Origin of the sequence: Acidithiobacillus sulfurivorans (assembly GCF_018853815.1) — a bacterium.
GTDB classification, from domain to species: Bacteria; Pseudomonadota; Gammaproteobacteria; order Acidithiobacillales; family Acidithiobacillaceae; genus Acidithiobacillus; species Acidithiobacillus sulfurivorans.
This window is the reverse complement of sequence record NZ_JAAOMP010000107.1, coordinates 1-22,445: the sequence shown is the minus strand read 5'-3', so window position 1 is coordinate 22,445 and position 22,445 is coordinate 1. Positions and strand designations below refer to the sequence as shown.

22 protein-coding genes and 1 pseudogene are annotated in these 22,445 nt (G+C 53.4%); 5 read left to right on the top strand and 18 right to left on the bottom strand.

Annotated elements, in window-relative coordinates; all coding sequences use genetic code 11:
- Nucleotides 1–31 precede the first annotated feature (31 nt).
- Both HAP95_RS09485 and alaC read right to left on the bottom strand, forming a co-directional pair.
- Nucleotides 32–1,354, bottom strand: a complete 1,323-nt coding sequence (locus HAP95_RS09485; RefSeq protein WP_215883989.1) for a homoserine dehydrogenase — start codon at nucleotides 1,352–1,354, stop codon at nucleotides 32–34.
- Complete coding sequence (alaC, locus tag HAP95_RS09480; protein WP_024894808.1) at nucleotides 1,354–2,535, bottom strand: alanine transaminase; 1,182 nt, start codon at nucleotides 2,533–2,535, stop codon at nucleotides 1,354–1,356. Before alaC ends, HAP95_RS09485 begins: the two co-directional genes overlap by 1 nt.
- Nucleotides 2,536–2,630: 95 nt before the next feature.
- Here alaC and HAP95_RS09475 point away from each other — a divergent pair, with 95 nt between their 5' ends.
- A complete protein-coding gene (locus HAP95_RS09475) occupies nucleotides 2,631–3,005 on the top strand; it encodes an Mth938-like domain-containing protein (protein WP_215883988.1) in 375 nt (124 codons plus the stop codon).
- A gap of 17 nt (nucleotides 3,006–3,022) precedes the next feature.
- Here HAP95_RS09475 and rpoS read toward each other — a convergent pair whose 3' ends face one another.
- The 10 genes and pseudogenes from rpoS to HAP95_RS09425 form a co-directional block, all read right to left on the bottom strand.
- Nucleotides 3,023–3,958 (bottom strand): RNA polymerase sigma factor RpoS, encoded by a 936-nt coding sequence (rpoS, locus tag HAP95_RS09470; protein WP_215883987.1) that lies wholly within the window; start codon nucleotides 3,956–3,958, stop codon nucleotides 3,023–3,025.
- Nucleotides 3,959–3,960: 2 nt separating this feature from the next.
- Complete coding sequence (locus tag HAP95_RS09465; protein ID WP_368356573.1) at nucleotides 3,961–4,656, bottom strand: protein-L-isoaspartate(D-aspartate) O-methyltransferase; 696 nt, start codon at nucleotides 4,654–4,656, stop codon at nucleotides 3,961–3,963.
- Nucleotides 4,632–5,390, bottom strand: a complete 759-nt coding sequence (gene surE, locus HAP95_RS09460) for a 5'/3'-nucleotidase SurE (RefSeq protein WP_215883986.1) — start codon at nucleotides 5,388–5,390, stop codon at nucleotides 4,632–4,634. Before surE ends, HAP95_RS09465 begins: the two co-directional genes overlap by 25 nt.
- A gap of 99 nt (nucleotides 5,391–5,489) precedes the next feature.
- Nucleotides 5,490–6,053: a DUF4124 domain-containing protein gene (locus tag HAP95_RS09455; RefSeq protein WP_215883985.1), complete on the bottom strand. Its 564-nt coding sequence runs from the start codon at nucleotides 6,051–6,053 to the stop codon at nucleotides 5,490–5,492.
- Nucleotides 6,054–6,190: 137 nt separating this feature from the next.
- Nucleotides 6,191–7,606: a glutamate--ammonia ligase gene (gene glnA / locus HAP95_RS09450; protein ID WP_215883984.1), complete on the bottom strand. Its 1,416-nt coding sequence runs from the start codon at nucleotides 7,604–7,606 to the stop codon at nucleotides 6,191–6,193.
- Between the two features lie 169 nt (nucleotides 7,607–7,775).
- A complete protein-coding gene (locus HAP95_RS09445) occupies nucleotides 7,776–8,939 on the bottom strand; it encodes a cation diffusion facilitator family transporter (protein ID WP_215883983.1) in 1,164 nt (387 codons plus the stop codon).
- A gap of 202 nt (nucleotides 8,940–9,141) precedes the next feature.
- Nucleotides 9,142–9,912: an SDR family NAD(P)-dependent oxidoreductase gene (locus HAP95_RS09440; RefSeq protein WP_215883982.1), complete on the bottom strand. Its 771-nt coding sequence runs from the start codon at nucleotides 9,910–9,912 to the stop codon at nucleotides 9,142–9,144.
- On the bottom strand, nucleotides 9,909–10,496 hold the full coding sequence (locus tag HAP95_RS09435; protein WP_368356574.1) for a DUF3833 family protein: 588 nt from the start codon (nucleotides 10,494–10,496) through the stop codon (nucleotides 9,909–9,911). The genes HAP95_RS09440 and HAP95_RS09435 overlap by 4 nt, the downstream gene beginning before the upstream one ends.
- Before the next feature lie 94 nt (nucleotides 10,497–10,590).
- Nucleotides 10,591–11,647: pseudogene (locus HAP95_RS09430) on the bottom strand (CoB--CoM heterodisulfide reductase iron-sulfur subunit A family protein).
- Nucleotides 11,648–11,748: 101 nt separating this feature from the next.
- Nucleotides 11,749–12,660: a MerR family transcriptional regulator gene (locus tag HAP95_RS09425; protein WP_215883980.1), complete on the bottom strand. Its 912-nt coding sequence runs from the start codon at nucleotides 12,658–12,660 to the stop codon at nucleotides 11,749–11,751.
- A gap of 229 nt (nucleotides 12,661–12,889) precedes the next feature.
- Between HAP95_RS09425 and HAP95_RS09420 the strand changes: the two genes are divergently transcribed.
- The 4 genes from HAP95_RS09420 to HAP95_RS09405 all read left to right on the top strand — a co-directional run bounded on the left by HAP95_RS09420 (nucleotide 12,890) and on the right by HAP95_RS09405 (nucleotide 16,371).
- Complete coding sequence (locus tag HAP95_RS09420) at nucleotides 12,890–13,294, top strand: PAS domain-containing protein (protein ID WP_215883979.1); 405 nt, start codon at nucleotides 12,890–12,892, stop codon at nucleotides 13,292–13,294.
- Nucleotides 13,294–13,608, top strand: a complete 315-nt coding sequence (locus HAP95_RS09415) for a hypothetical protein (protein ID WP_215883978.1) — start codon at nucleotides 13,294–13,296, stop codon at nucleotides 13,606–13,608. The genes HAP95_RS09420 and HAP95_RS09415 overlap by 1 nt, the downstream gene beginning before the upstream one ends.
- Nucleotides 13,609–13,610: 2 nt before the next feature.
- Nucleotides 13,611–14,921 (top strand): AMP-binding protein, encoded by a 1,311-nt coding sequence (locus tag HAP95_RS09410; RefSeq protein ID WP_215883977.1) that lies wholly within the window; start codon nucleotides 13,611–13,613, stop codon nucleotides 14,919–14,921.
- 73 nt (nucleotides 14,922–14,994) lie between these two features.
- On the top strand, nucleotides 14,995–16,371 hold the full coding sequence (locus HAP95_RS09405) for an APC family permease (protein ID WP_215883976.1): 1,377 nt from the start codon (nucleotides 14,995–14,997) through the stop codon (nucleotides 16,369–16,371).
- A gap of 2 nt (nucleotides 16,372–16,373) precedes the next feature.
- On the opposite strand, the gene HAP95_RS09400 is transcribed toward HAP95_RS09405, so the two are convergent.
- The 6 genes from HAP95_RS09400 to HAP95_RS09375 are packed head-to-tail and all read right to left on the bottom strand — an operon-like array spanning nucleotide 16,374 to nucleotide 22,045.
- Nucleotides 16,374–16,964 (bottom strand): DUF3833 domain-containing protein, encoded by a 591-nt coding sequence (locus HAP95_RS09400; RefSeq protein ID WP_215883975.1) that lies wholly within the window; start codon nucleotides 16,962–16,964, stop codon nucleotides 16,374–16,376.
- The gene (locus HAP95_RS09395) at nucleotides 16,961–18,247 is read right to left on the bottom strand and encodes an MFS transporter (RefSeq protein WP_215883974.1); all 1,287 of its coding nucleotides are present in this window, start codon (nucleotides 18,245–18,247) and stop codon (nucleotides 16,961–16,963) included. Before HAP95_RS09395 ends, HAP95_RS09400 begins: the two co-directional genes overlap by 4 nt.
- Nucleotides 18,240–18,776 (bottom strand): chalcone isomerase family protein, encoded by a 537-nt coding sequence (locus HAP95_RS09390; protein WP_215883973.1) that lies wholly within the window; start codon nucleotides 18,774–18,776, stop codon nucleotides 18,240–18,242. The genes HAP95_RS09395 and HAP95_RS09390 overlap by 8 nt, the downstream gene beginning before the upstream one ends.
- Nucleotides 18,769–19,986: an SAM-dependent methyltransferase gene (locus HAP95_RS09385; protein WP_215883972.1), complete on the bottom strand. Its 1,218-nt coding sequence runs from the start codon at nucleotides 19,984–19,986 to the stop codon at nucleotides 18,769–18,771. The genes HAP95_RS09390 and HAP95_RS09385 overlap by 8 nt, the downstream gene beginning before the upstream one ends.
- Complete coding sequence (locus HAP95_RS09380; protein ID WP_215883971.1) at nucleotides 19,983–20,750, bottom strand: DUF1365 domain-containing protein; 768 nt, start codon at nucleotides 20,748–20,750, stop codon at nucleotides 19,983–19,985. Before HAP95_RS09380 ends, HAP95_RS09385 begins: the two co-directional genes overlap by 4 nt.
- Entirely contained in the window at nucleotides 20,726–22,045 is a 1,320-nt protein-coding gene (locus HAP95_RS09375; RefSeq protein WP_215883970.1) for an NAD(P)/FAD-dependent oxidoreductase, read from the bottom strand. Before HAP95_RS09375 ends, HAP95_RS09380 begins: the two co-directional genes overlap by 25 nt.
- Between the last annotated feature and the right edge of the window lie 400 nt (nucleotides 22,046–22,445).

The following is a 22,445-nucleotide window of genomic DNA, read 5'->3' as shown; positions in this document are numbered from 1 at the left end:
AAGCAATAAAAAATGGATTCGGAAAGCTGATTCACTGTTCGGCCAGACTTTCGACACGCAGCCGTAAAACGGGACGAGCCACTACCGGAAGGGCTTCAATACGGCGGATGGCCTGCTCCAGATCGCCTTCGCGGCAACGGTGCAGCAAAAGAACGATGGGAACCGTATCGGCCTCCTGAGCTTCCTTTTGCAGCAAAGCCTCAATGGAAATCTGGTGTTCCGCCAGCATGGTCGCCACCTGGGCTAAAACACCAGCGCGATTATGGGCATGAATGCGCAAATAGTAGGCGCTCTCCACTTCGGCCATGGGCAGCAGCGGCAATGCACTCAAGGCATCCGGCTGGAAGGCCAGATGCGGCACGCGGTTGCTGGGGTCTGCCGTCATCGTCCGGGCCACATCCACCAGATCAGCCACCACCGCACTGGCCGTAGGATCACCACCCGCACCGCGCCCGTAATACAGGCTCTGTCCGGCCGCATCGCTTTCTACCAGAATGGCGTTGAAGGGTCCTTCGACATTCGCCAGCAAATGACTTTCGGGAATCAGGGTCGGATGAACGCGCAGTTCCACGCCATCGGCGCGGCGCCGGGAGATACCCAGCAGCTTGATGCGATAACCGAGTTCGGCGGCATAAACCACATCATCCCGCTCCAGGGCACGAATGCCCTCGACATGGCAGTGTGCGAAGTCCACCGGAATGCCAAAAGCAATGGAAGCCATCAACGTGATTTTGTGGGCCGCATCCCCTCCGTCCACATCCAGTCCGGGGTCCGCTTCGGCGTATCCCAGGCGCTGGGCCTCGGTCAGAGCCTGCTGAAAATCCCAGCCTTCACGGAACATCTGGGTCAAAATATAGTTACTGGTGCCGTTAATGATACCCGCCAGCCATTGAATGCGGTTCCCCGCCAAACCTTCGCGGATGGCTTTGATAATCGGAATGGCTCCGGCTACGGCTGCTTCAAAGGCCACCATCACCCCCTGTTGCTGGGCGGCGGCAAAAATTTGGTTACCATGTTCAGCCAGCAGGGCTTTATTGGCCGTCACCACATGCTTGCCTGCGGCAATGGCTGCCAGAATCAGTTCCCTGGCCAGCCCCGTACCGCCCATGACTTCCACCAGCACATCCACTTCCGGATCGCGCACCACGGCCCAGGGATCGGTGCTGATTCGCGCCTGCAGGTCCAATGCTTCCAGACGCGCCGGATTACGCACCGCAGCATGGACTACCCGTAAATCCCGACCGACCCGACGGGTGATTTCTTCGGCATTACGTGCCAACACCCGCACCGTGCCCTGTCCAACAGTGCCCATTCCCAGAATACCAATACGGACAGGATCCATATTGTCGCTCATCATAAATCCTCACGGAACATTTGTTTGATTCCACGGATAGCCTGACGGGTACGATGTTCGTTTTCCACCAGACCAAAACGCACATATTCGTCACCCAGTTCACCAAAGCCAATGCCGGGACTGACGGCCACCTTGGCCCGGTCCAGCACCAGCTTGGAAAACTCCAGCGAACCCATTTTACGCAGGTTTTCCGGAATACGCGCCCAGACAAACATGGTTGCCTTGGGCTTTTCCACCACCCAACCTGCTGCATCCAGTCCCTCGCAAAGCACATCGCGGCGCTGCTCATACATCAGGCGAATGTCTTCCACACAATCCTGAGGGCCTTCCAGCGCAGTAATGGCCGCCACCTGAATGGGGGTGAATGTGCCGTAATCCAGATAACTTTTCATCCGCGCCAGGGCACCCACCAGCTTGGGATTACCTACGGCAAAGCCGACCCGCCAGCCGGGCATGTTATAGCTCTTGGACAACGTGAAAAATTCGACCCCCACATCTTTGGCCCCCGGCACCTGCAAAAAGCTGGGCGCCTTATAGCCATCAAAAACGATGTCGGCATAAGCCAGATCATGCACCACCCAGATGCGGTGCTCCTTGGCAAATTCCACAATCCGCCTGAAGAAATCCAGATCGACCACCGCTGCGGTCGGATTGTGTGGAAAATTAATGACCAGCATTTTCGGCTTGGGCCAAGCAGCCTTGACGGCTTTTTCCAGTTCCTCGAAAAAATCCACACCCGGCAGCATCGGTACATGGCGCACGTCTGCGCCCGCAATCACAAAACCATAGGGATGAATGGGATAAGTCGGACTGGGAACCAGCACCGTATCTCCGGGGCCCATGGTAGCCAGGGCCAGATGCGCAATACCTTCCTTGGAACCAATGGTCACAATGGCCTCTGACTCAGGATCAAGAGCCACCCCGAAGCGCTGTTCGTACCAGGTCGTGATAGCGCGCCGCAGCCGGGGAATACCCCGGGATACACTGTAACGATGGGTATCCCCGCGCTGGGCGGTCTCACAGAGTTTATCGACAATATTCTGGGGCGTGGGCTGGTCAGGATTTCCCATGCCAAAGTCGATAATATCCTCACCGCGCTTACGGGCCTGATTTTTCAGGTCAGTGACAATATTAAACACGTAAGGAGGCAAACGGCGGATACGTTCAAAATCACTGTTCATGGGACACAGGCCTTCAAGGGTTGTCGTGAATACCGAAACCGAAGAACAATAGAGAGGCTACGCTAGCCTGTCAATCCGCATCATGGAGGAAAGTCATGAAATTACACCTGCAACAGGACGCCCAATACCATCTCATCAATGGCTATGGACAAGACGGCATCGTGGTTCGCGGCCAGTATTACCGCCATGGATTGTTGGTAGCGGCGGACTGGCTGCAGAGCCCCTGGGGACCGGAGAGTGCCGAGGAACTCGGCCTGGAGCATTTTACCGAAGTGCTCGCCCGCAAACCGGACGTTATGCTCCTGGGCACCGGCAAAAAACAGTATTTTCCTTTGCAACTGATGGTAGCCCTGCGCGATGCCGGCATTCCTGTGGAAGTCATGGATACCAGCGCAGCCTGTCGGACTTACAACATTTTAATGGCCGAAGACCGCATGGTGCTGGCCGCCCTGATGCATCCGGAGGCCTGAAATGTTTTGGGCCTGCTTCAGCCGAACAGGGATTCTGTGGTCAGACCTTCTTCTTCAATGCGGTGGCGTAACGCCAGCAAGGCTTCCACCTGGATTTGCCGCACCCGCTCCCGGGTGATACCCAGACGGTTACCGACATCTTCCAGAGTCGCCCCCTCCGTACCATCCAGACCAAAGCGCCAGAACAGTACCTGCCGATGTTTTTCAGACATGGCACCAATCCATTGATGAATCTGCAGGGACAAATCCTGCTCAGCGAAAGCCGCTTCAACGCCAGGATTTGCCATATCAGCAATCACATCGGCCAAGGGGCGCTCAGATTCACGACCATGAGGGACATCGAGGCTGGTCACCTTGCCGTCATTTTCCAGACAGCTGCGAATTTCGTCCACAGGCCGATCCATGGCCGCCGCCACTTCCTCAGGCGTTGGATCACGCTGCAGGGTCTGGCCCAGACAGCGCGCTGCACGCAAGACGCTACTCAGTTCTTTCATCACATGAATAGGCAGACGAATGGTGCGCGTCTGATTCATCAGGGCCCGTTCGATATTCTGGCGTATCCACCAGGTAGCGTAGGTCGAAAAACGAAAACCCTTTTCCGGGTCAAATTTTTCCACGGCACGAATCAGGCCCAGATTCCCCTCTTCAATCAAATCCAGAAGGGGCAGGCCACGGTGGATGTAACGTCTTGCCAATTTGACCACCAGACGCAAGTTACTCTCGATCATGGTGCTGCGCGCTGCCGCATCACCTGCCTGAACGAGCCGTCCCAAGGAAATTTCCTGCTCCGCCGTCAGCAACGGATTATGACCGATTTCTCTCAGATAACAGCGGGTAGCGTCCCAGTCGGGGGCCTCGCCGTAATCCTCCTCGGCACTTTCCGGCGTTTCATCTGCCGTATCCACGGACTTCACGGAAAGATCTTCTTCCTCTTCTCTGATCGCGTCGTTCATACTTAACACTCTCCAGAGGCTAATGAAACTGTACCAGCCAGTAAGGGAACAAAAAAACAATCGCCCAGAGGACTGATCCGGGCTTCATGACCATCCCAATGGCTGACCTGCAAATGTTGTTTGCCCTGATCTTCCACTGGCATCACCAGGCGACCGCCAGGCCGTAACTGGCGATATAAGGGGGCCAGAGCACAAGGAACCGCCGCCGTAATCACAATGGCATCATACGGCCCCTGCTCCGGCCAGCCGCCACTACCATCACCATGCAACAGATGTACCTGGGAGTAACCCAGCCGGCTCAGAATCTTGTCCGCATGATGATGCAGGGGACCGATGCGTTCCACCGTAAACACTTCCGCCCCCAGCGCCGCCAGAAGCGCCGTCTGATAAGCCGAACCGGTCCCAATTTCCAGAATGCGTCGGGGAATCACGTTGTTTTCGAGAATAGCCTCCATCATCCGTGCCACAGTCCACGGCTGGGAGATGGTCTGACCATAACCTATGGGCAGGGAGACCAGTTCGTAGGCCCGCCCCGCCAAGGCCTGGGCCACAAAATGATGGCGCGGCACCTGATTCATCACATCCAGCACCCGCTCATCACGAATACCCGCCGCCCGCAGGCGTAGCACCATCCTCCCCCGGGTGCGGGGAGAAATCATACCGACTTCCGGGTTCAGGACTGACAAGTGCGCAGCCACTGACTTAAGCCTTCCAGAAAATTGTATCGGGTCATATCCAGATCGAGGGGCGTAATGGAGACATACCCCCGACGTACCGCATCAAAATCTGTTCCCGGCCCGGCGTCCGCTTCCCGCCCGGAAGGGCCAATCCAGTAGACCGGATCACCGCGCGGGTCCGCAGCAGGAATCACCATATCACTTTTGTGGCGTCGCCCCAGGCGGGTGACTTCAACGCCTCGCAATTGTTCATAGGGCAAATCCGGCACATTCACATTGAGAATGGTATCTGCAGGCAACGCATGGCTGAGCACGCCAGTAACCAGGGTGGCAGCGACTCTGGCCGCCGTTTCAAAGTGACTGCAATCACGACCCGCCAGGGAGACGGCAATGGCTGGCAGCCCCAGAAAACGACCCTCGGTCGCTGCGGCGACGGTGCCGGAGTAAAGCACGTCGTCGCCCATATTGGCACCCCGGTTGATACCGGAAACCACCATGTCCGGGACTTCGGCAAAAAGACCGGTCACCGCCAGATGCACGCAATCCGTTGGGGTACCACCCACCAGATAGTGAAAACCATTGAGGCCGGTACGCATGCGCAAGGGGCGGTCAAGGGTCAGGGAATTACTGGCGCCGCTGCGATCCTGCTCCGGTGCCAGAACCTCGACTTCGCCGAGAGGGGTGATTGCTTGGGCCAGTGCTGCCAGTCCCGGTGCCAGATATCCGTCATCGTTACTGAGCAAGAAACGTGGCATTTGATCTCCCTGACGGTCTTTATCCAGGCTGATATACTAAGCCACGAAGACATTGCCGGTCTATCCCAATTCTCAATCGGGACCAGACCGCAACCCGACTCAGTGCGCCTGATGCCCTTGCATGGGTGATGGTGATGCTGGAGCGGCCGCTTCCGGCATCTGTTCCAGTTGGTGCTGCAATAACATAACCCGCAGTTGGGCGTTATCCATTTCCTGCTTCAGACCATTTACCCGTTGTAAATAACGGGCATAATTTCTTTCATTTCCGGTGCGGATAGCTTTGCCCTGTTGATAATTATGGGTCGTCTGCAGCAACTGCAGACGCGCCGCCGCCAATTCGGCTTCCAGGCGTTTACGGGCAGGATTACTCGCATTCAGCTCCGGCTTGTCTACTCTGGGCTGAACATTCGCTGCCGCTTCCGGAGGGCGCTGAACCTCTGCAGGCGTACTCACCGATTGCTGAGGCGCACCAGCAATTTGCTCAACCCCCTTGGCGCCTGCGGGCGGATTTTCTCCGTAACTCACCACACCGTTACTACCCACCCAGCGGTAAATAGTTTCTGCGTTGGCAAGCACGCTGAAAGTCCCGGCCAGCAGCACAGTCATCATCACACTGCGGCGCACGAAAGTGCCTGCTCTACCACAAATACTTGCATTTTTCATCAACCGATCTCCCCATCACCCAGCGCAACTTATATGGTCGCCCCGCTCACGATTGTCAAGGCGCACAGTAAAAAGGCCCCGCATGCTGCGAGGCCTTTACCTGTGCAAAACAGCGGGCCAGACCGCCCGCTATGGGCTCAGAGGCTGTAGTACATCTGGAATTCCACCGGATGGGTAGTGACGCGCAGAGCCTGCACTTCCGCCCATTTCACATCCAGATAACCTTCCAGCCAACTCTGGCTGAACACGCCGCCCTTCATCAGGAACTCATGGTCCGCTTCCAAAGCGCGCAAGGCTTCTTCCAGAGAAGCGGCCACGCCCGGAATGTTGGACTGCTCTTCGGCGGGCAGATCATAGAGGTTCTTGTCCATGGCATCGCCGGGATGAATCTTGTTCTGAATACCATCCAGACCGGCCATCATCATCGCCGCGAAAGCCAGGTAGGGGTTGGCCGTGGAATCCGGGAAGCGGACTTCAATACGCCGCGCCTTGGGGCTGTTGACGAAGGGAATACGAATGGAAGCAGAGCGGTTTTTTGCCGAATAAGCCAGCAACACCGGCGCTTCATAGTGGGGGACCAAGCGCTTGTAACTGTTGGTGCTGGGATTGGTCAGCGCGTTGATAGCCTTGGCGTGCTTGATGATGCCGCCGATGTAATAAAGGGCCAGTTCTGACAAACCGCCGTACAAATCACCCGAAAACAGGTTTTTGCCGTCCCTGGCCAGCGACATATGGACGTGCATGCCGCTACCGTTGTCACCAACAATGGGCTTGGGCATAAAGGTGGCGGTCTGACCATAAGCAGCGGCGACATTGTGAATCACGTATTTCAGAATCTGCACTTCGTCGGCTTTGCGGGTCAGGGTGCTGAAGCCCACGCCAATTTCATGCTGACCGGCGGTCGCCACTTCGTGGTGATGGACTTCCACCTTCAGGCCCATTTCTTCCAGCGCCAGACACATGGCTGAACGCAAGTCCTGAGCAGAATCCACCGGAGGCACCGGGAAATATCCGCCCTTCACGCCAGGACGATGACCCATGTTGCCGGATTCATATTCCTTACCGGAATTCCAGGCCGCTTCTTCAGCATCGACCTTGTAGCCGCAGCCGCTCATGTCGATATTCCAGGTCACGGAATCAAAGACAAAAAATTCATTTTCGGGGCCAAAATAAGCGGTATCGGCAATGCCGGTACTTTTCAGATAGGCTTCGGCACGTTTGGCTACTGAACGCGGATCGCGCTCATAACCCTGACCGGTAGCCGGTTCGATGACGTCACAACGAATGTTCAGGGTCGCTTCGTCGGTAAAGGGATCGAGCACGGCGGAATCAGGATCAGGCAGCAGAATCATGTCGGATTCATTGATCCCTTTCCAGCCAGCAATGGAAGAACCATCAAAGGCCTTGCCTTCTACAAAAGTATCTTCTTCCATGGTGTGGGAAGGCACAGAAACATGCTGCTCCTTGCCCTTGGTGTCGGTGAAACGGAAATCAATAAATTTGACATCTTTTTCTTTAATCAACTTCAGCACATCTTTCGGGCTGTGACCCATCTGCTTCTCCTCCAATCAAGAAATATGTACGACCTGAATACCATTAAGCATGCAAAACTGATACCACATTCAAATGAAGCACCCACAGAATCCTGGTGGATTATTGCACCAAATTAGCACCCCATAACAGTGCGATCAAACGCTTTGCACCAACATTGTGCACAACATCTCATTCCTTCTCCTTGGCGGAGGTCTGCCAGGCAACATCCACCCGCTGCAAGCCGGAGACCTTTCCCTGCAAGGCTTCCTGAATCTGATTTTCCTGCACTTGCAGACTCTCCAGACTCGCCGCAGGCGGAAAAGGATAACGCAAGCAAATCACCACGCCATCTTTCAGATAATGCAGGGTCATTTGTTGGGGTAAAGGCAAATTACGGGCCAGCAATCCGGATTCCACCTTTTTTTCAATTGCGCTGCGCGGCGGCAGAACAGCACCACCCTCTTCGTCATTTTCACTATCAATATGAATGGTGGCGTCCACCAGATCATCCACCGCCTGCAGCAGGGACATACGCACCCGCTCGGCAATCTGATGTCCCTCGGAAACACTGAGTAGCGGATTAGTCACTTGCAGATGCACCTCAGCCAAAGCCTGGTGCCCTACCTTGCGCGTCTTGAGCAGGTGCAGGTCGCGCACGCCTTCGCACCCCAGAATCACCTCACGAATTTGCGCCAAAACCGCATCGTCCAGCCCCCGGTCTGCCAGTTCCTGCAGCGCCTCCCAGGCGGTCACCAGGCCAATGCGCAGCACCATCAAGGCCACAATCAGGGCCACCACCGAATCCAGATAAGGAGCACCCAAAAGACTCCCGCCAATACCAATCAACACAATGACGCTGGAAATCGCATCAGTACGATGATCCCAGGCATTGGCCCGTAACGCTGCCGAACGGGTTTTACGCGCCACCCGAATGGTCATCTGATAGAGGGATTCCTTGGCAAAAATAGCAAAGGCGGCAATATACAAAGTCCAGACCGCAGGCATCCCGTAATGTCCAATCACCAGACGTTGCACAGCCTCATAGCCAATACCCGTACCATTCAGCGCCAGCAGCGTACCCGTACCCAGCGCCGCCAGCGTCTCGAAACGCTCATGCCCGTATGGATGTTCCTGATCTGGCGGCTGGCTGCTGAAATGCATGGCCAGAATCAGGCCCAAATCCGAAAGCAGATCAGATAGAGAATGCACCGCATCGGCCACCAAAGCATCGGAGTGACCGAAAATGCCCCCCGCCAACTTGGTAAAAAACAGCACCAAATTGGTCCCCGCCCCCATCAGGGTCACCCGCATATTCTTTTTACCGCGATCACTGCGGCTGATGGTTTCTGTCACGCTTCCTGACCTCTGATGTTGTTGGGACGCTTCTGGTGAGTTCCGTGGCGACATGATAGCGGGAAATGGGCGTGCGGGATAAGTGGGGATTGGTGGTTGGTTTTGGCCGGAAGCGATTACAGCCAAGCTCAACGACATTGCAGGACAATGGCTCGGGTTGATGAGAGGCTTTTGCTGGTGCGTGGCTTTTAACGCCGTTTATCTACAGCCCCGTAGAACGATGAATCAACGCAAAATACCAGCGATAGGGCAGGCAGCGCAGAAACTTGAGCTTGCGGGTAAAGGCGCGGGGGAAGTGAATTTCAAACGCGCTGCTTTCCATACCCGCCAAAATTTCCGTAGCTGCCTGTTCGGGGCTGATTAAATTGGGCATGGGAAAGTCGTTGTGCGCGGTCAGGGGCGTTGCAACAAAACCGGGATGAATGACCTGAACCTTGATCCCCTTGGCTTCCAGATCCAGATGCAGGACTTCGGCGAAATGGGTCAGCGCCGCTTTGCTGGGTCCGTAATATAAAGACTGGGGTAAACCGCGCAGACCAGCAACGCTGGAGGTCAGGACGATCTGCCCCTGTCCGGCCGCGAGCCAATCGGCAAGTACCGTATGTACAGCATCTACCGCGCCCAGATAATTGGTGCTGATGGCCTGACGGGCCTGGTCCGGGTTGAGTTCCCAGCTCCGTGCAGCCTGATAGGTGCCGGCAAGAAACAGAAGCACATCCAGACCGCCCCATTGTTCGCGAATATCTGTATAGGCTTTGTGTAGTTCATCCGGAGTCGTCACATCGGCAGGGCAAACCAGGCTGTTATCGTTACTCAGCTTGGCGGCCAGATCCGCAAGCTTGGCTGGATTGCGCGCCGTCAGCGCAAGCCGGGCACCTTGGGCATTCAGTGCTGCGGCGCAGGCAGCACCGATTCCCGTACTGGCCCCGATCAACCAGCAACGTTTACCCTGCCAATAGGACTTATCGCTCATACGGGCACCGGATCGCCCACGCGCGGTAACTGCAGCATGGCTTTACGATTTTCTGGCGTATCCGCCAAGCGATGAATTTCTATACTCACGTCACCCACAAAAAAGCCTAAAAAGCGCATTTTGCTGCGGTTAACAACATGATCTTTATCAATCAAATACATCCAGTCATCCACACGCAAATTGAAAAACCGTTTACCCACCGGTTGTCTTACCGTATACCGCCAGCGCATGGCAAATCCTTCAGCTTCTCCCTGAGCAAGCCCCACAATATCCCCTGCAGAACCTTGTGCAGTTGCGGTAAATTTATGGTCACCAGTCACCTGCAATTGCCATAAACGTTCAGCTTGACTGGCCTTACCGTCATTATCCAGAAACAGAAATTTTTCACTCAGGGAACCAACAGAATCTGTCTGCCACGTCCCCAATAAATACATGATAAAGCGATTGACCACCTTCCCCGAGCGGTCTTGGAAAACTCCCGTAGCCACCGCAGGACCATTGAAAAATTGATTGATATGAAATACCGGAAGTGATGATTCGTATTGTTTCATAGCGCGCCTGTCACTGGAATTTGTGAATACTATTTAAACATCTTTATACAGCAAAAAAGAGGGATGCATAGCATCCCTCAAGGCCACCAGAATCCACAACTGAAGAGAACTCAAAAATAACGGAAAATCAGGCAGAGGCCGCCAGCAATTGATACAAATCAGCTACCGCCCGGGCACCCGCAGACTGGCCTTGTGCCATTGAATCATCAATGGTTTCAGGACCTGTAGCTGCGCCACAAACATAAATGCCCCTGCGAGTTGTTCCTTGCGTGTTGGTATATTGCTCGGCGCGATCAATAAAGCCGTGCTTCTCAAGACCGATACCAAACACTTTGGCAATTTCAGGATTCAGTGCATTAGGATCCATGCCAATAGCGTGCACTACCATGTCCATGGGAATAACAATAGGACGTTTAACCAGGGTATCTTCGCCTTTGACCAGTAAGCGTCCATCCGGAGATTTCGTTACTTCGGCAATACGAGCCTTGACGAACTTGGTTTTGAATTCTTCTTGGCTTTTCCAGTAGAACTTGTCCTCGTAAAGACCGAAGGTACGAATGTCCATGTAATAGATGAACACATCGGTGGTCGGTGACATCTCCTTGATTTCCATAGCCAGATTAGTGGACACCGTGCAGCAGATTTTGGAACACCACTCCCTGCCGATCTGGCGGTCGCGAGAACCTACGCACAACAATATCGCGACCCTCTCCGGAACTCTTCCATCCGAGGGACAACGAATTTGTCCGGTTGCGACCATCTGTTCCATCTGGGTTGTGGTCAGCACATCCTCATAGGTGCCGAACCCCCATTCGGGTTTATTGATTAGAGTCAAAATGCGTAAACCCGGTGGCCAGAACCACCGCACCCGCATCTACTTTCTCACCGGAACTCAAAGTCGCCGTAAAATTGCCTGCTTCACCTTCAAACCGGATTACTTTTGTTGAAGTATGAATCGCCACATCTTTATTGCCGGTGACTCGACTTACCATACGACCGATGGCGTCCTTGGCCCATTCACCCGAGGGGACCAGACGCGCATAGCCGGAAATGATGGGGGCTCCACCCAGAACATCTTCTTTCTCGACGATGACGGCTTTTTTACCCATGGAGGCAATGGTTGCTGCTGCTGAAAGACCTGCGGGACCCGCTCCTACTACCAGCACTGAATCGGTGTTTGCCATGACACGCTCCTGGAATTCAATCAACGATTGAAATTTAGACCACGCCCACGACTTTGTCAATCATTTGTAGTAAACAAATGTTAGTCACTTCTAAGGGATGTTCAGACCCATTCGCGAATGGCTTTCAACATATCCTGCAAGCGCACAAAACAGGATTCATCCTTTGCAGCTCCCAGCTCCTGGCAACCACTACCCCCCAACCATAAGCTAACTCCTGCAGGCATGCGTTGTTGCAAGTCATGTAATAGCTGGCGGTTCTGCGCATTGACCGAAGCCGCTGACACCGCCAGATGAATCACCTGCACATGACAGGCTTCTGCTGCCGCAATCAAATCATCCACTTCTGGCTCAGAACCGATGAACAAAACATCTACACCCTCACCCATCAGCAGGGCGCGGGTCATCTGCAATTCCAGCGTGCGGCCCTCTCCTGGAAAACTCGCCAGCAAAACCCGCAGGCGGGTTTCACCACCCGGTAACTGACTGGTCGCGACGTAAAGACATTCCATCAGCAGTTCCTGAAGGCAGCCCTCCCGATAAGGCTTTATTTCGCCCATCATTCGGGCACGGGCGACGCGCTGCAGCAAAGGCGCGGCTACCTGCAGCACAAAGCGGGGAAGTCCTTCCTGCTGCAGCTGGCGGCGCATGTAACTACGCAACTGCTCTGGACGATCAGAGGCCAGCATATCGAGGGCTTCTGCCAGTACTGCTGGATCTTCGCGGGCTGCCGGGTGCTGCGCAGGAATTTCAGCCACCAGGTTGTCGATTTTCTGCGCATCGGCACCCACCACGGCACCCGGCCGATACCCGACTGCCAGTAATTGATTAATCTGGTGCAGCCGATCAATCTGCGCACGACTATACAGACGGTTACCTGCCGCATCCCGACCTGGCACCGGAAAGGCGTATCGCCGTTCCCACATGCGCAGCAACTCTTTTGAAATACCGGTTTCCTGCTCAACCACACTGATTGGAAATTGCGGTACTTCTGTTTCATCCGTGCTGATATCCACAACCGTTCCCTTTTTGTATATGACGCCTTATTGACATATGGACCCTGAACAGCAATCTATTTTATCATTGTCACTCAGGTTCCTGCACACATTGACTGGATGTATCGTCCCATAAATGATCAGGAAAGCCCATGACTTGAGAGGATTCTGGCGGTCACCCCGCTGCCTGACAACATCATGGCACAGAATCTGTTCTGCCTGTTATTGTGTCTTTGTCCAAGGAACGTGAATGTTAGCCCACACTTTTGTTGCAGATGCCATCCTGAACAACCCCGACCAGATCAATGCGCAAATGGCTGACCGGCAGCGTTTTGGCATCATTGCTCTGGACAGTCATGCTCAGGTAAAAATCTTTAACGCAGCAGAAGCACGCCTGAGTGGTTTGAGCGTGACCGAAGTACTGGGCCGCAACTTTTTTACGGAAGTCGCACCCTGCACGGCTAGCCGCCTGTTTCGTGGAAGATTCCGTCAGGGTATCCAGGAGGGGTCTCTGGACGCGCATTTTTACTATACGTTCACCTATCGTATCCGCCCTATCTCTGCCCATGTGCACATGTTTTTCGATATGCGTAAAAGTCCGCTTTTTTTTATTTTTATCGATCGTATTATCCAGTTATATGAGGATCTGGGCTGATGCAGGTTCCTGCGGAAAACAAAGTCATTACCCAGTTTCTGGCGTATGCCGATGAACTGGTGCAAGCGCTGATAGATCTGTCCGAAATACATCAGGAACAACGGCAACTTTACCTGGTCTGCCTGAACAGCCTGTGGCAAATGCTGAACAATGCCTTTCAGCAGGATGGAGGTCATTTCCTGAGCGAACAGCAAATTCAGCTTTTGCAAACCGTTGATCTGGAAATCCAGCACATTGAAAGTGATATTCCCGAAGATTTTCGTAACCAACTGCACTTGTTGTTAAGGCAAATAAATGTGGATCTGGTGTCCTGAACTTGTCTGGCCGCCATAAATTTCTGCAGCATCTGGCAGAAGGTCTGCATCGGGGTTTTGCGCTGGACTGGCACCTGGATGGTAATACCCATGCCTGGCCGGGACATTCGCTCTGGGCCAGAGCCGCCCGTATTAAAACCCGCTGGCGTCGTGCCAAAATCATCCCCGAAAGCAGAATTGCAGTCAGCCTACCCAACAGTCCCGCTTATTTGGCCTATATGCTGGCCTGCTGGATGGGAGACTGGATATTCTGTCCACTACCCATCCTGCATCCTCTGGAAACCCAGCGCCGCCTGAAACTGCTCCAGCCCGCGCTGTGGATACATTACCCGTCAGATCGTGTTCAGGAAGAAATACTGGAAGGCGGCATCCATGACGATCAGGATGCGGCCCTGATTTTGTGGAGCTCGGGCAGTATGGGAGGCGGAAATGCTTACCGACTCAGCTTTGCTGCGTTAGATTGGCAAGTCGCCACCCATTTACCGGCACTGCAACTCAGCGCCAATAGTCTGCTCTGGAACACCCTACCCTGGGCCCATGCCTTTGCGGGTGTACTGGAATTACTGCCCGCCTGCATGGCAGGTAGTGTTATTCAGGTAGAAGCACAGCGCGCCCGCCATCCACCCCAGGACTGCAGCCATCTCTTGACGGTTCCGCGCATAGCACGCCTGCTTACCCCAAAATTCTTGCATAGCCTGCAGGGTGGCATTATTGGCGGCGCTCCCATTGGTAAAGTTCTTGCCAATCAACTCCAGGGCACTGCGCTGCGGGTAGGTTATGGACAAAGCGAGGCCGGGCCGGGAATCACGCTGGGGCATCCTGGAGAGTTTCAGCCATTTATCTTGGGACATTCCCTGGTGGAATATGCGTTGCGTGGCGAAACCCTCCATTATCATTCTCCCGGACAAGCCGATGCTCGCCTGTCCGCATCGGGTTGGCAAAGCATTCAGGATGATCAGGGCTGGATCAACAGTGGCGATGAAGTCAGCCAGGATCCTGACGGCTGCTTGTTTTGGCGCGGTCGTGAAGATGCGGGATTCAGTTTGGCAAATGGTCACAGCATCCGTCCCGAAGCGGAAGAAGCCCGGTTGACAGACCAGTATCCAGAGGCCGAAAGCATTATCCTCGGCGCGCCAGGAGCGCGGCATCTGACCGCCGTTGCTAAAGTACCCGGCGAACGGGTCTCTACATTACGCAAAAAATGGCAAGAGCCCTATCCGCTGTCCATTCCAGCGGCACAGTTCTGGGACGATGCGCCAGTGCCTCAGGGCAAGCCCAGTCGGCGCTGGCTGTATTCACACTGGCCGGACTAACGCTCTCATCGCTTTTATAGGGCCATCCCCTTATAATTTTTCACTACAGTCAGAATAATGAGTATCCCGATTTATGCACTCCAGCGCCAAGTCCGTCAGCCCCAGTGAAATTTGGGGCCATGCGGTCGCCAACATTACCCCCTCGGCAATGCCCGCCGTTACCATTTCCCTGGTGGCGGTGCACAGTGGCAATTTTACCTGGCTGGCCTATAGCGTCATAGGCATCCTGATGATGCTGGTCGCCCTGCAAATTGGCATTTTGGCCCGGCATTTCCCTTCTCCGGGCTCCTTGTTTTTTTATCTGAGCAAAGCCTTGCACCCCATAGCCGGGATGCTGGCGGGCTTTGTCATGATTGCCGGATATTTTGGTGCCCTGGCAGCTGCGCCCCTGTTAGGGGGCCTTTTTCTGGAGCAGGCCCTGGCCTTTTTCTGGCCCATTCACGGCATCGGCTGGATTGCGCTTATTGCTTTTGTATACCTGCTGATTGCCTGGAGACTGGCGCGGCGCGGCATTGAAATTTCCGCCCGCTGGGGACTTTGGGTGGAAATTTTTTCCATCGCCTGCATTGTGTTGATTGCCGCATTTACGCTGGGACATTTTGGCTGGCGAGATCCGGCTCAATGGCATTTTACGCAACTGCAGCAAAGCCCGTTTACCCAGGCTTTAATATTATCCCTGTTGGCTTACGGCGGTTTTGAAACAGCCGGGAACCTTGCCGGGGAAACCCAGGCTGCGCGCACGGCAATTCCCAAGGTCATGCTCTTTTCCGTGGGGATGGTCGGCTTGTTTTTTGTGGCTATGGCCTACATTGAAATTCTGGCCTTTGCCCACATCCCCACCGCCATTGGTAACAGCCCTGCTCCTCTCAACCGGATTGCCGAGGCTATTGGCAGGCCCTGGCTGGGCATTTTTTCGGATCTGGCCATGGCTACTGCTGCTTTTTCAGCGACCATCGCCACCCTGAATAGTATTTCCCGCATTTTATTCAGCATGGCGGGACATCAAGTCATCAGTCAGTATTTGCATTTCCGGCACCCCTCGCATGGGACCCCTACCCGCGCCATGGGTCTCCTCGCTGTGCTGGTTCTGTTCAGTATATTGGTGGTAAGCGTGGGCCATTTTTCCATTTTGTCCGTGGTCGGGACTTTTGGCACATTTACCGGATTGGCTTTTTTGTTGATTTACAGCCTCGCCAATATCGCTACGCCTCTATATTTATTTCGACAAAAACATGTCTGGCGCTGGTTCAGCCTGATCGTCGCCGTCATTTCCCTGCCGCTGCTGCTCAAAGTGCTGGAAGTCAGTTTATGGCCCTTACCTGCCGGCGGAGAAGGTGCTGCCACGGTGCTGTTTGTGCTACTCGTGCTATTGGTATTTATCTGGGGTTTGCTATGGGCCCGCTTCAAACCCCAGAAATTGCAGCAACTGGTTGAACTTGTTGATGAATAAAACTATTTAATTGCGGCGACTTTTTCCCGATTAGCCGCCGTATCCGGCAATTTATGCATCTCCAAAAAGATGTTGCCGGCATGTAATCCATACCAGGTGACGTCAGTGTGATCCATGACCGTATCGGGAGTGATCATGTACATCCAGTCATTGGCGTGCAGATTGTAAAAGCTTTTACCGACCGGCTGACGCACATCGTAGGACCAGTGCAGGGCAAATCCGAAGGCATCACCAGAAGCCTTTTTGACATCACCGGCCGAGCCTTCAGCACTGCCAACAAAGTGATGTGTACTGGTTTCAGTAAGATGCCAGACCCGCTGTTGATAGGTCTTTTTACCGGCAGCATCAAAATAGGTGAAGTTTTCCACCAGGGTTCCCTGATTCCCCTGCCAGGTGCCCATCATGCGCACCACAAAGCGATTGACGACCTTACCTGAGCGATTTTCAAAAACACCCTGGGCCATCAAGGGGCCATTAAAAAAAGTCTTCAAATCGAATTTAGGATGGCTTTGTGCGTATTCCTGCGGCTGAGTGGCACAACCAGCCAGCGCCATCACCAAAGACAAGCCCAAAACTTTATGTACTGTATTCATGATACCCTCCCAGATATGGAACCAGAAAAACGTAACTCCCGACCTTCTACCGACCAATAGCCCATCAAAATAATGGCGATGATTTTGGTCAGCGCCGGAATCACGGCATAACAAAAAGACAAGGCCCAAAGATCTTTCCCTGAGGAATAACCGAGAGCCTGCAAAAGTGGCAATATCAAACCGGCACCCAAGGCCGTAGCGGCTTTGCCCACCCAATTCAATAACCCGAAATAATTTCCCGGTCGACTGCGACTGTCCTGATCACTGTGGTCTGCCAGAAGACTGGGCGGCAGGGACTGATCTGCCCCGAGAGTCAAACCGGTAAATACGCAAATCAGCGCGTAGCCCCAGACATCACCGCTGCGTAGAAAAAAGGCGCAGAAAAATGCCAGGGTGGCAATGAACATGGAAAGGCGCCAGGCCAGACTTTTACTAAAATGACTGGATAACCACAACCACAAAGGCATTCCCAATGCGCCCGAAAGAAAGTAGGCCAGTAGAAATAAGGGAGCCAATTGATGCGCACCAAGAATTTCATCCACAAAAAAGAAAAACAGGGTTCCAGCTACGGCATTGGCAGACTGCGACAAGGTATAAATAATCAGCAAGTGCCGTAATGGCTTACGTCGCAACGCTGAAAAAAATGTCCACCACGGCGTTTTCTCGCCGACCACCGGACGCTGCATACTGCGCCTTTGTAAAGGCATTACCGCCAGAATGAGCAACACCGCAAAAATACCTGCAAAAATTTCCAGGCCATGATGACGCCCAAAATGCTTCATCAACAGATCAGGCAACGCTGCTGCAAGTAACACCCCAATTAATGCACCAGCCTCGCGGCTGGTCGTCAGCCAGGTCCGGCCATTGTAGTCGTGGGATAGTTCTGCACCCAAGGCCTGATAATTGACACTACTGACACTGAAAAATATATAAAAAACAATGAGGGACAAGCTCAGACTCAACCAGATCATGCTCGTCAGCGGATTAAACAGCAGATAAAAACCCAGAATCATTCCTGGAATACCCAGAAGAATCAGCAGACGCCGCCCCCGATGCTGTTCTGCCCAGCGATCACTCCAAAGCCCGATCAAGGGATCCTGCACGGCATCCAGCAAGCGGACTGCCAACAAAATCACACCCAGCAAACTCAGGGACATCCCAAAATCCGTGGCGTATAAATGGGGTATTAACAGATATACAGGCAAGGCACCAAACGCCAGGGGCATTCCCAGCGGCGCGTAAAGCAGGAGCATTTTCAGGGAGGGAATATCCTGCTTATTCATGCCGATCCAAAAGCTTTTTGCGCAAACCCGGCACCTGGGTATGAGGACTCAACCAGATGGCAAAAAAGTCCGGACAAAACTGCGGGTCATCAATTTTGCTATGGAGAACGCCATTATAATAAAAAGCCGTGTATTTACCGGGCATACACAAGCCGACAATCTGATCACCGGCTTTCACATCCGGGAATGCATGCTGGAGGTCAGTCCGATATTTTGCCAACTGGGCAGCATCCAGATCATCCAGTCGCCGCATTTCCTTGAGTGAAGTCTTGACCAGCTCGTGGCTGCTGAAACTGCGCTCATAGTCAATGCCCAAGGCAAAAGTCTGAGTGGGTGTGTACTGATCGCTGCTGATCCACAACGCAGCGTTATAAACACTGAAAAACAGCCAGTTCAGATGTCCCGCACCCAGCAAATGCAAATCCGGAGCCGCTGTTTTTACCGCTACCGGTAATGGAACCTTGGGTGCTGCAGACCAGGCGAACGGACTCATTAAAAGCAAACAGAGAATAGTCAGTAGCTTAGCCATGAGTCAGGGTTACCTGGGTCAGATCAATTTCGCCTTCCGCAAAACCGGCTTCGCAATAAACTAGATAAAATCGCCACATTTTACAGAACACCGAATCATAACCAAGGCTTTTAACGGCCTCTTCCTGAATATCAAAACGCTGACGCCAAATGCGCAAAGTCCTGGCGTAGTCCTGACCGAAATCTTTGCGTTCGAGCAATTGCAAACCGGCGGTGGATATTTCCTCCTGCAGCCGGGCCGGCGAAGGGAGCATCCCGCCTGGAAACACATAATGACGGATAAAATCAGAACTTTTCTGATAGGCCGAAAAACGCGCATCGGCGATGGTAATACTCTGGATCAGCGCCCGTCCGCCTCTGCGCAGCAGCTGGTGAATTTGCTGAAAATAAATGGACCACCATTCAGCACCCACCGCCTCGAGCATTTCGATGGAGACAATTCCGTCATAACGACCCTGTAAATCCCGATAATCCATCAGGAAAAATTCCGTTAAATGACTGAGTCCCTGCTTTTCGATACGCTCTTTCGCATAAGCCAACTGCTCTTTTGACAGGGTAATGCCATGCACATAAAACCCGCAACGCGCTGCATATTCGGCAAATCCACCCCAACCACAGCCTATTTCCAGAAGTCTTGATCCAGGGGCCAAATTCAGGGCACTGAGCGCCCGTGCATATTTTCTTTCCTGGGCGTCAGTCAGCGTCAGAGAATCGTCACCATCATACAAGGCACTGGAATACGTCATACTCGAATCCAGCCAGAGCTGGTAAAATTCATTGCCCAGGTCGTAGTGAAAAGAAATATTCTTGCGGCTACCGCGCCGGGTATTGGCGCGCAACAGTCGGTTCAGCAGGGTGAATATCAAGCGCCGGGACCATGAACCCTCAACGAATTTTTCGACCATGGCACGATTGGCAATAGCCAGGCGCAGCAATGCCACCGGATCACTGCTCTCCCACAAGCCTTCCATGTAACCGCGCCCGAAAGCAATATCACCATCCCGCGCCAGCAGCGACAAAATCCGCCAGTCATTCACCACCCACTCGGCTTGAATACCCGAGTCTGCCCCCTGAAACTGCAAAATTTCCCCTTCCGGGGTTTTCAGCGTCAATTGTCCGCAATGCATGCCTTCCAGCATCTTCAGCAAGGTTTGTGCAGAGCGGGGAAGTCCTGACATAGGAATTCGTTGGTTACCAAGCGCTGTACTCATAAACTGATCTCCTGCTGGGGGGGCTCCGGTTTTTTATGAAAAGGAATGTGCGCACGCCATAGTCGGATGGCCTGCCAATGAATAAAAAAAACGACTGAGAAGGTCATGAAAGGCTGCTGCAAAACGGCCCGCCAGATGCTGGAAATATTCAGATCACGGCGCTGCCCCGCAATTTGAGTGATGAGACATGGCGCGCCATCCACATCCAGATAATGAATATCTGCCTGAAACCCTTGATCTTCGAGATGAAAGCGAAAGCGATACTGCCCTTCTACCGGTAAAAATGGGGATACATGAAAAGCCTTACTGGCAACCAGCCAGTCACTCTTGCTGATGACACGTCGATCATCATGTGCCAGTAAATAACTATGGTGTTCGCCGAAAGTGTTATTCACCTCTGCCAGAACGCCGCGCAACCCACCGGTTTCATCCAGGCCCAGCCAAAAGCTGACCGGATTAAAAACATACCCCCAAAGACGGGGATAGGTAACCAGTACAAAGCGGCTGGCTTCAATCTGCTGTTCGGCAAAAATGTCGCGCATCCAATCTGAAAGTGCCGTACCATCACGACTGCCGTGATCACGACCATGAAAACGCAGGGGACTGAAGCGTGAAAGAATTTTTTGTAGCCGTGGCAAATCATCCAGATCAAAGCAAATACTGAAAGTCCGATAATGAAAAGCCCGTCGCAAAGGCTGCAGGCGACGATGCATGACGCGGCCCAGCAAAAGCCCGCCTTTCAACGTAGGACTTGTTGTGGCCATATTTCCATCCGTGTTTCAGTAGCAACGCTTGCCTGCTTTTGCCAGGTAGCGCGAATACCCATGTGATTGGCGACTTCTACGGCACTGCGCAAACCGTCTTCGTGAAAACCGTGGCCTAGCCAGGCACCACAAAACCATAAGCCATCACGACCTTGCAGGCGACGTACTGCCTCCTGGCCAGCCAATGCCCCATGATCAAATACCGGATGGGCATAATGAAACTGTGCCCAGGTTTTTTGCGGATCCGGTACGCGCTGCGGGTTCAAAGTAACCATAACCGGCGTCTTGAAGGGCAGAGGTTGCAACTGATTGATCAAATAGGTGACCGCCACCGAACGCCGGGCGTCGGCAACCCCTTCTTCATGAAAATTCCAGGCAGCCCAAGCTTTGCGATGCTTGGGAAGAAAACTTTCATCCCAATGCAGGTAGGCTTCATTGTCCTGATATTGACACTGCGCCAGCGCCGCGCTTTGTTCTGGCCAATGGTCACCCAGCAACTTTCTGGCCTGATCGCCATGCAGGGCGCAAATGACCTGATCAAAGTGTTCTTTCTGATTGCCGGCAAACTGGACCATGACCCCGCCTTCCGGAGCCGGATGCAATGCTTCCACCGGCGCATTCAGACGGACATCGCTGAGCTGTCGAGTGATGCGCTGGACGTATTCACGGCCTCCACCAACAACTGTCCGCCATTGTGGCCGATCAAAAATCTGTAACAGTCCATGATTCCGATAAAACTGCAAAATGGAACGCGCCGGATAAGCCAGCATGGTTCCGGTTGGACAAGACCAGATGGCTGCCGCCATCGGCAGAAGATAGGCTGTTTTAAACCATTCCCCGTAGGCTCCCCGACACAGAAACTCGTCCAGAGTGATGTCCGCATCGGTTTTTTTTAACCAGGCCAACGCTTCGCGATTGAAGCGCAGAATATCCTTAAGCAATCCCCAAAAAGCCGGGCGCAAAATATTCCGCTTCTGGGCGAAAAGCGTGTTCAGACTGGAGCCGCACCATTCCAGATTCAGGGCAGGAAGACGAACACTGAGGGACATATCACTGGCGGCCCAGGGTACATTCAGTTCCGCGAAAAGCCCCAGCAAATTCGGGTAGGTTCGATCGTTAAACACCAGAAAACCGGTATCTACAGGTGCTGAAACACCCTGCAGGCTGACATCCACGGTGTGAGTATGACCGCCGGGGTAGTCCGCCGCCTCGAAAACACTCACGCTATGCGTTTTCCGCAATATCCAGGCGGCCCCCAGCCCGGAAATACCTGCACCAATGATGGCAACTCGCATAAGTCTCCTTTATTGTTTTTAAATGTATTGTACAAGTACTCACTTAGTATAGGATAACGCAAAGCTTCCCAAACATCCTATGTCGGTTCGAATGATCCAGAACCTGCAATGTCTCGGTATGCTCAAATCCCCACAGCACAATCGCAATACCCTGGCAAAGTGGCCTTATCAGCTATTACGCAAATACTTCGTCAGTGGATGCAGGTTCAGACACCTTGCGCATTGCGCCGAAGCCTTGTTAGTCTTATTGTACTATACAATTTCTTATTTTGTATAAGCCATGAAAGCCCTACAACGTCATCAGGAAGAAAAAATCGGTTCCTCGTCATTTCAAGTGGGTAGCCTGAGATCCAGCTTGCCCAGGATCAGGTAGGCCAGGTTGATAAAGTTCTTGTGCGTG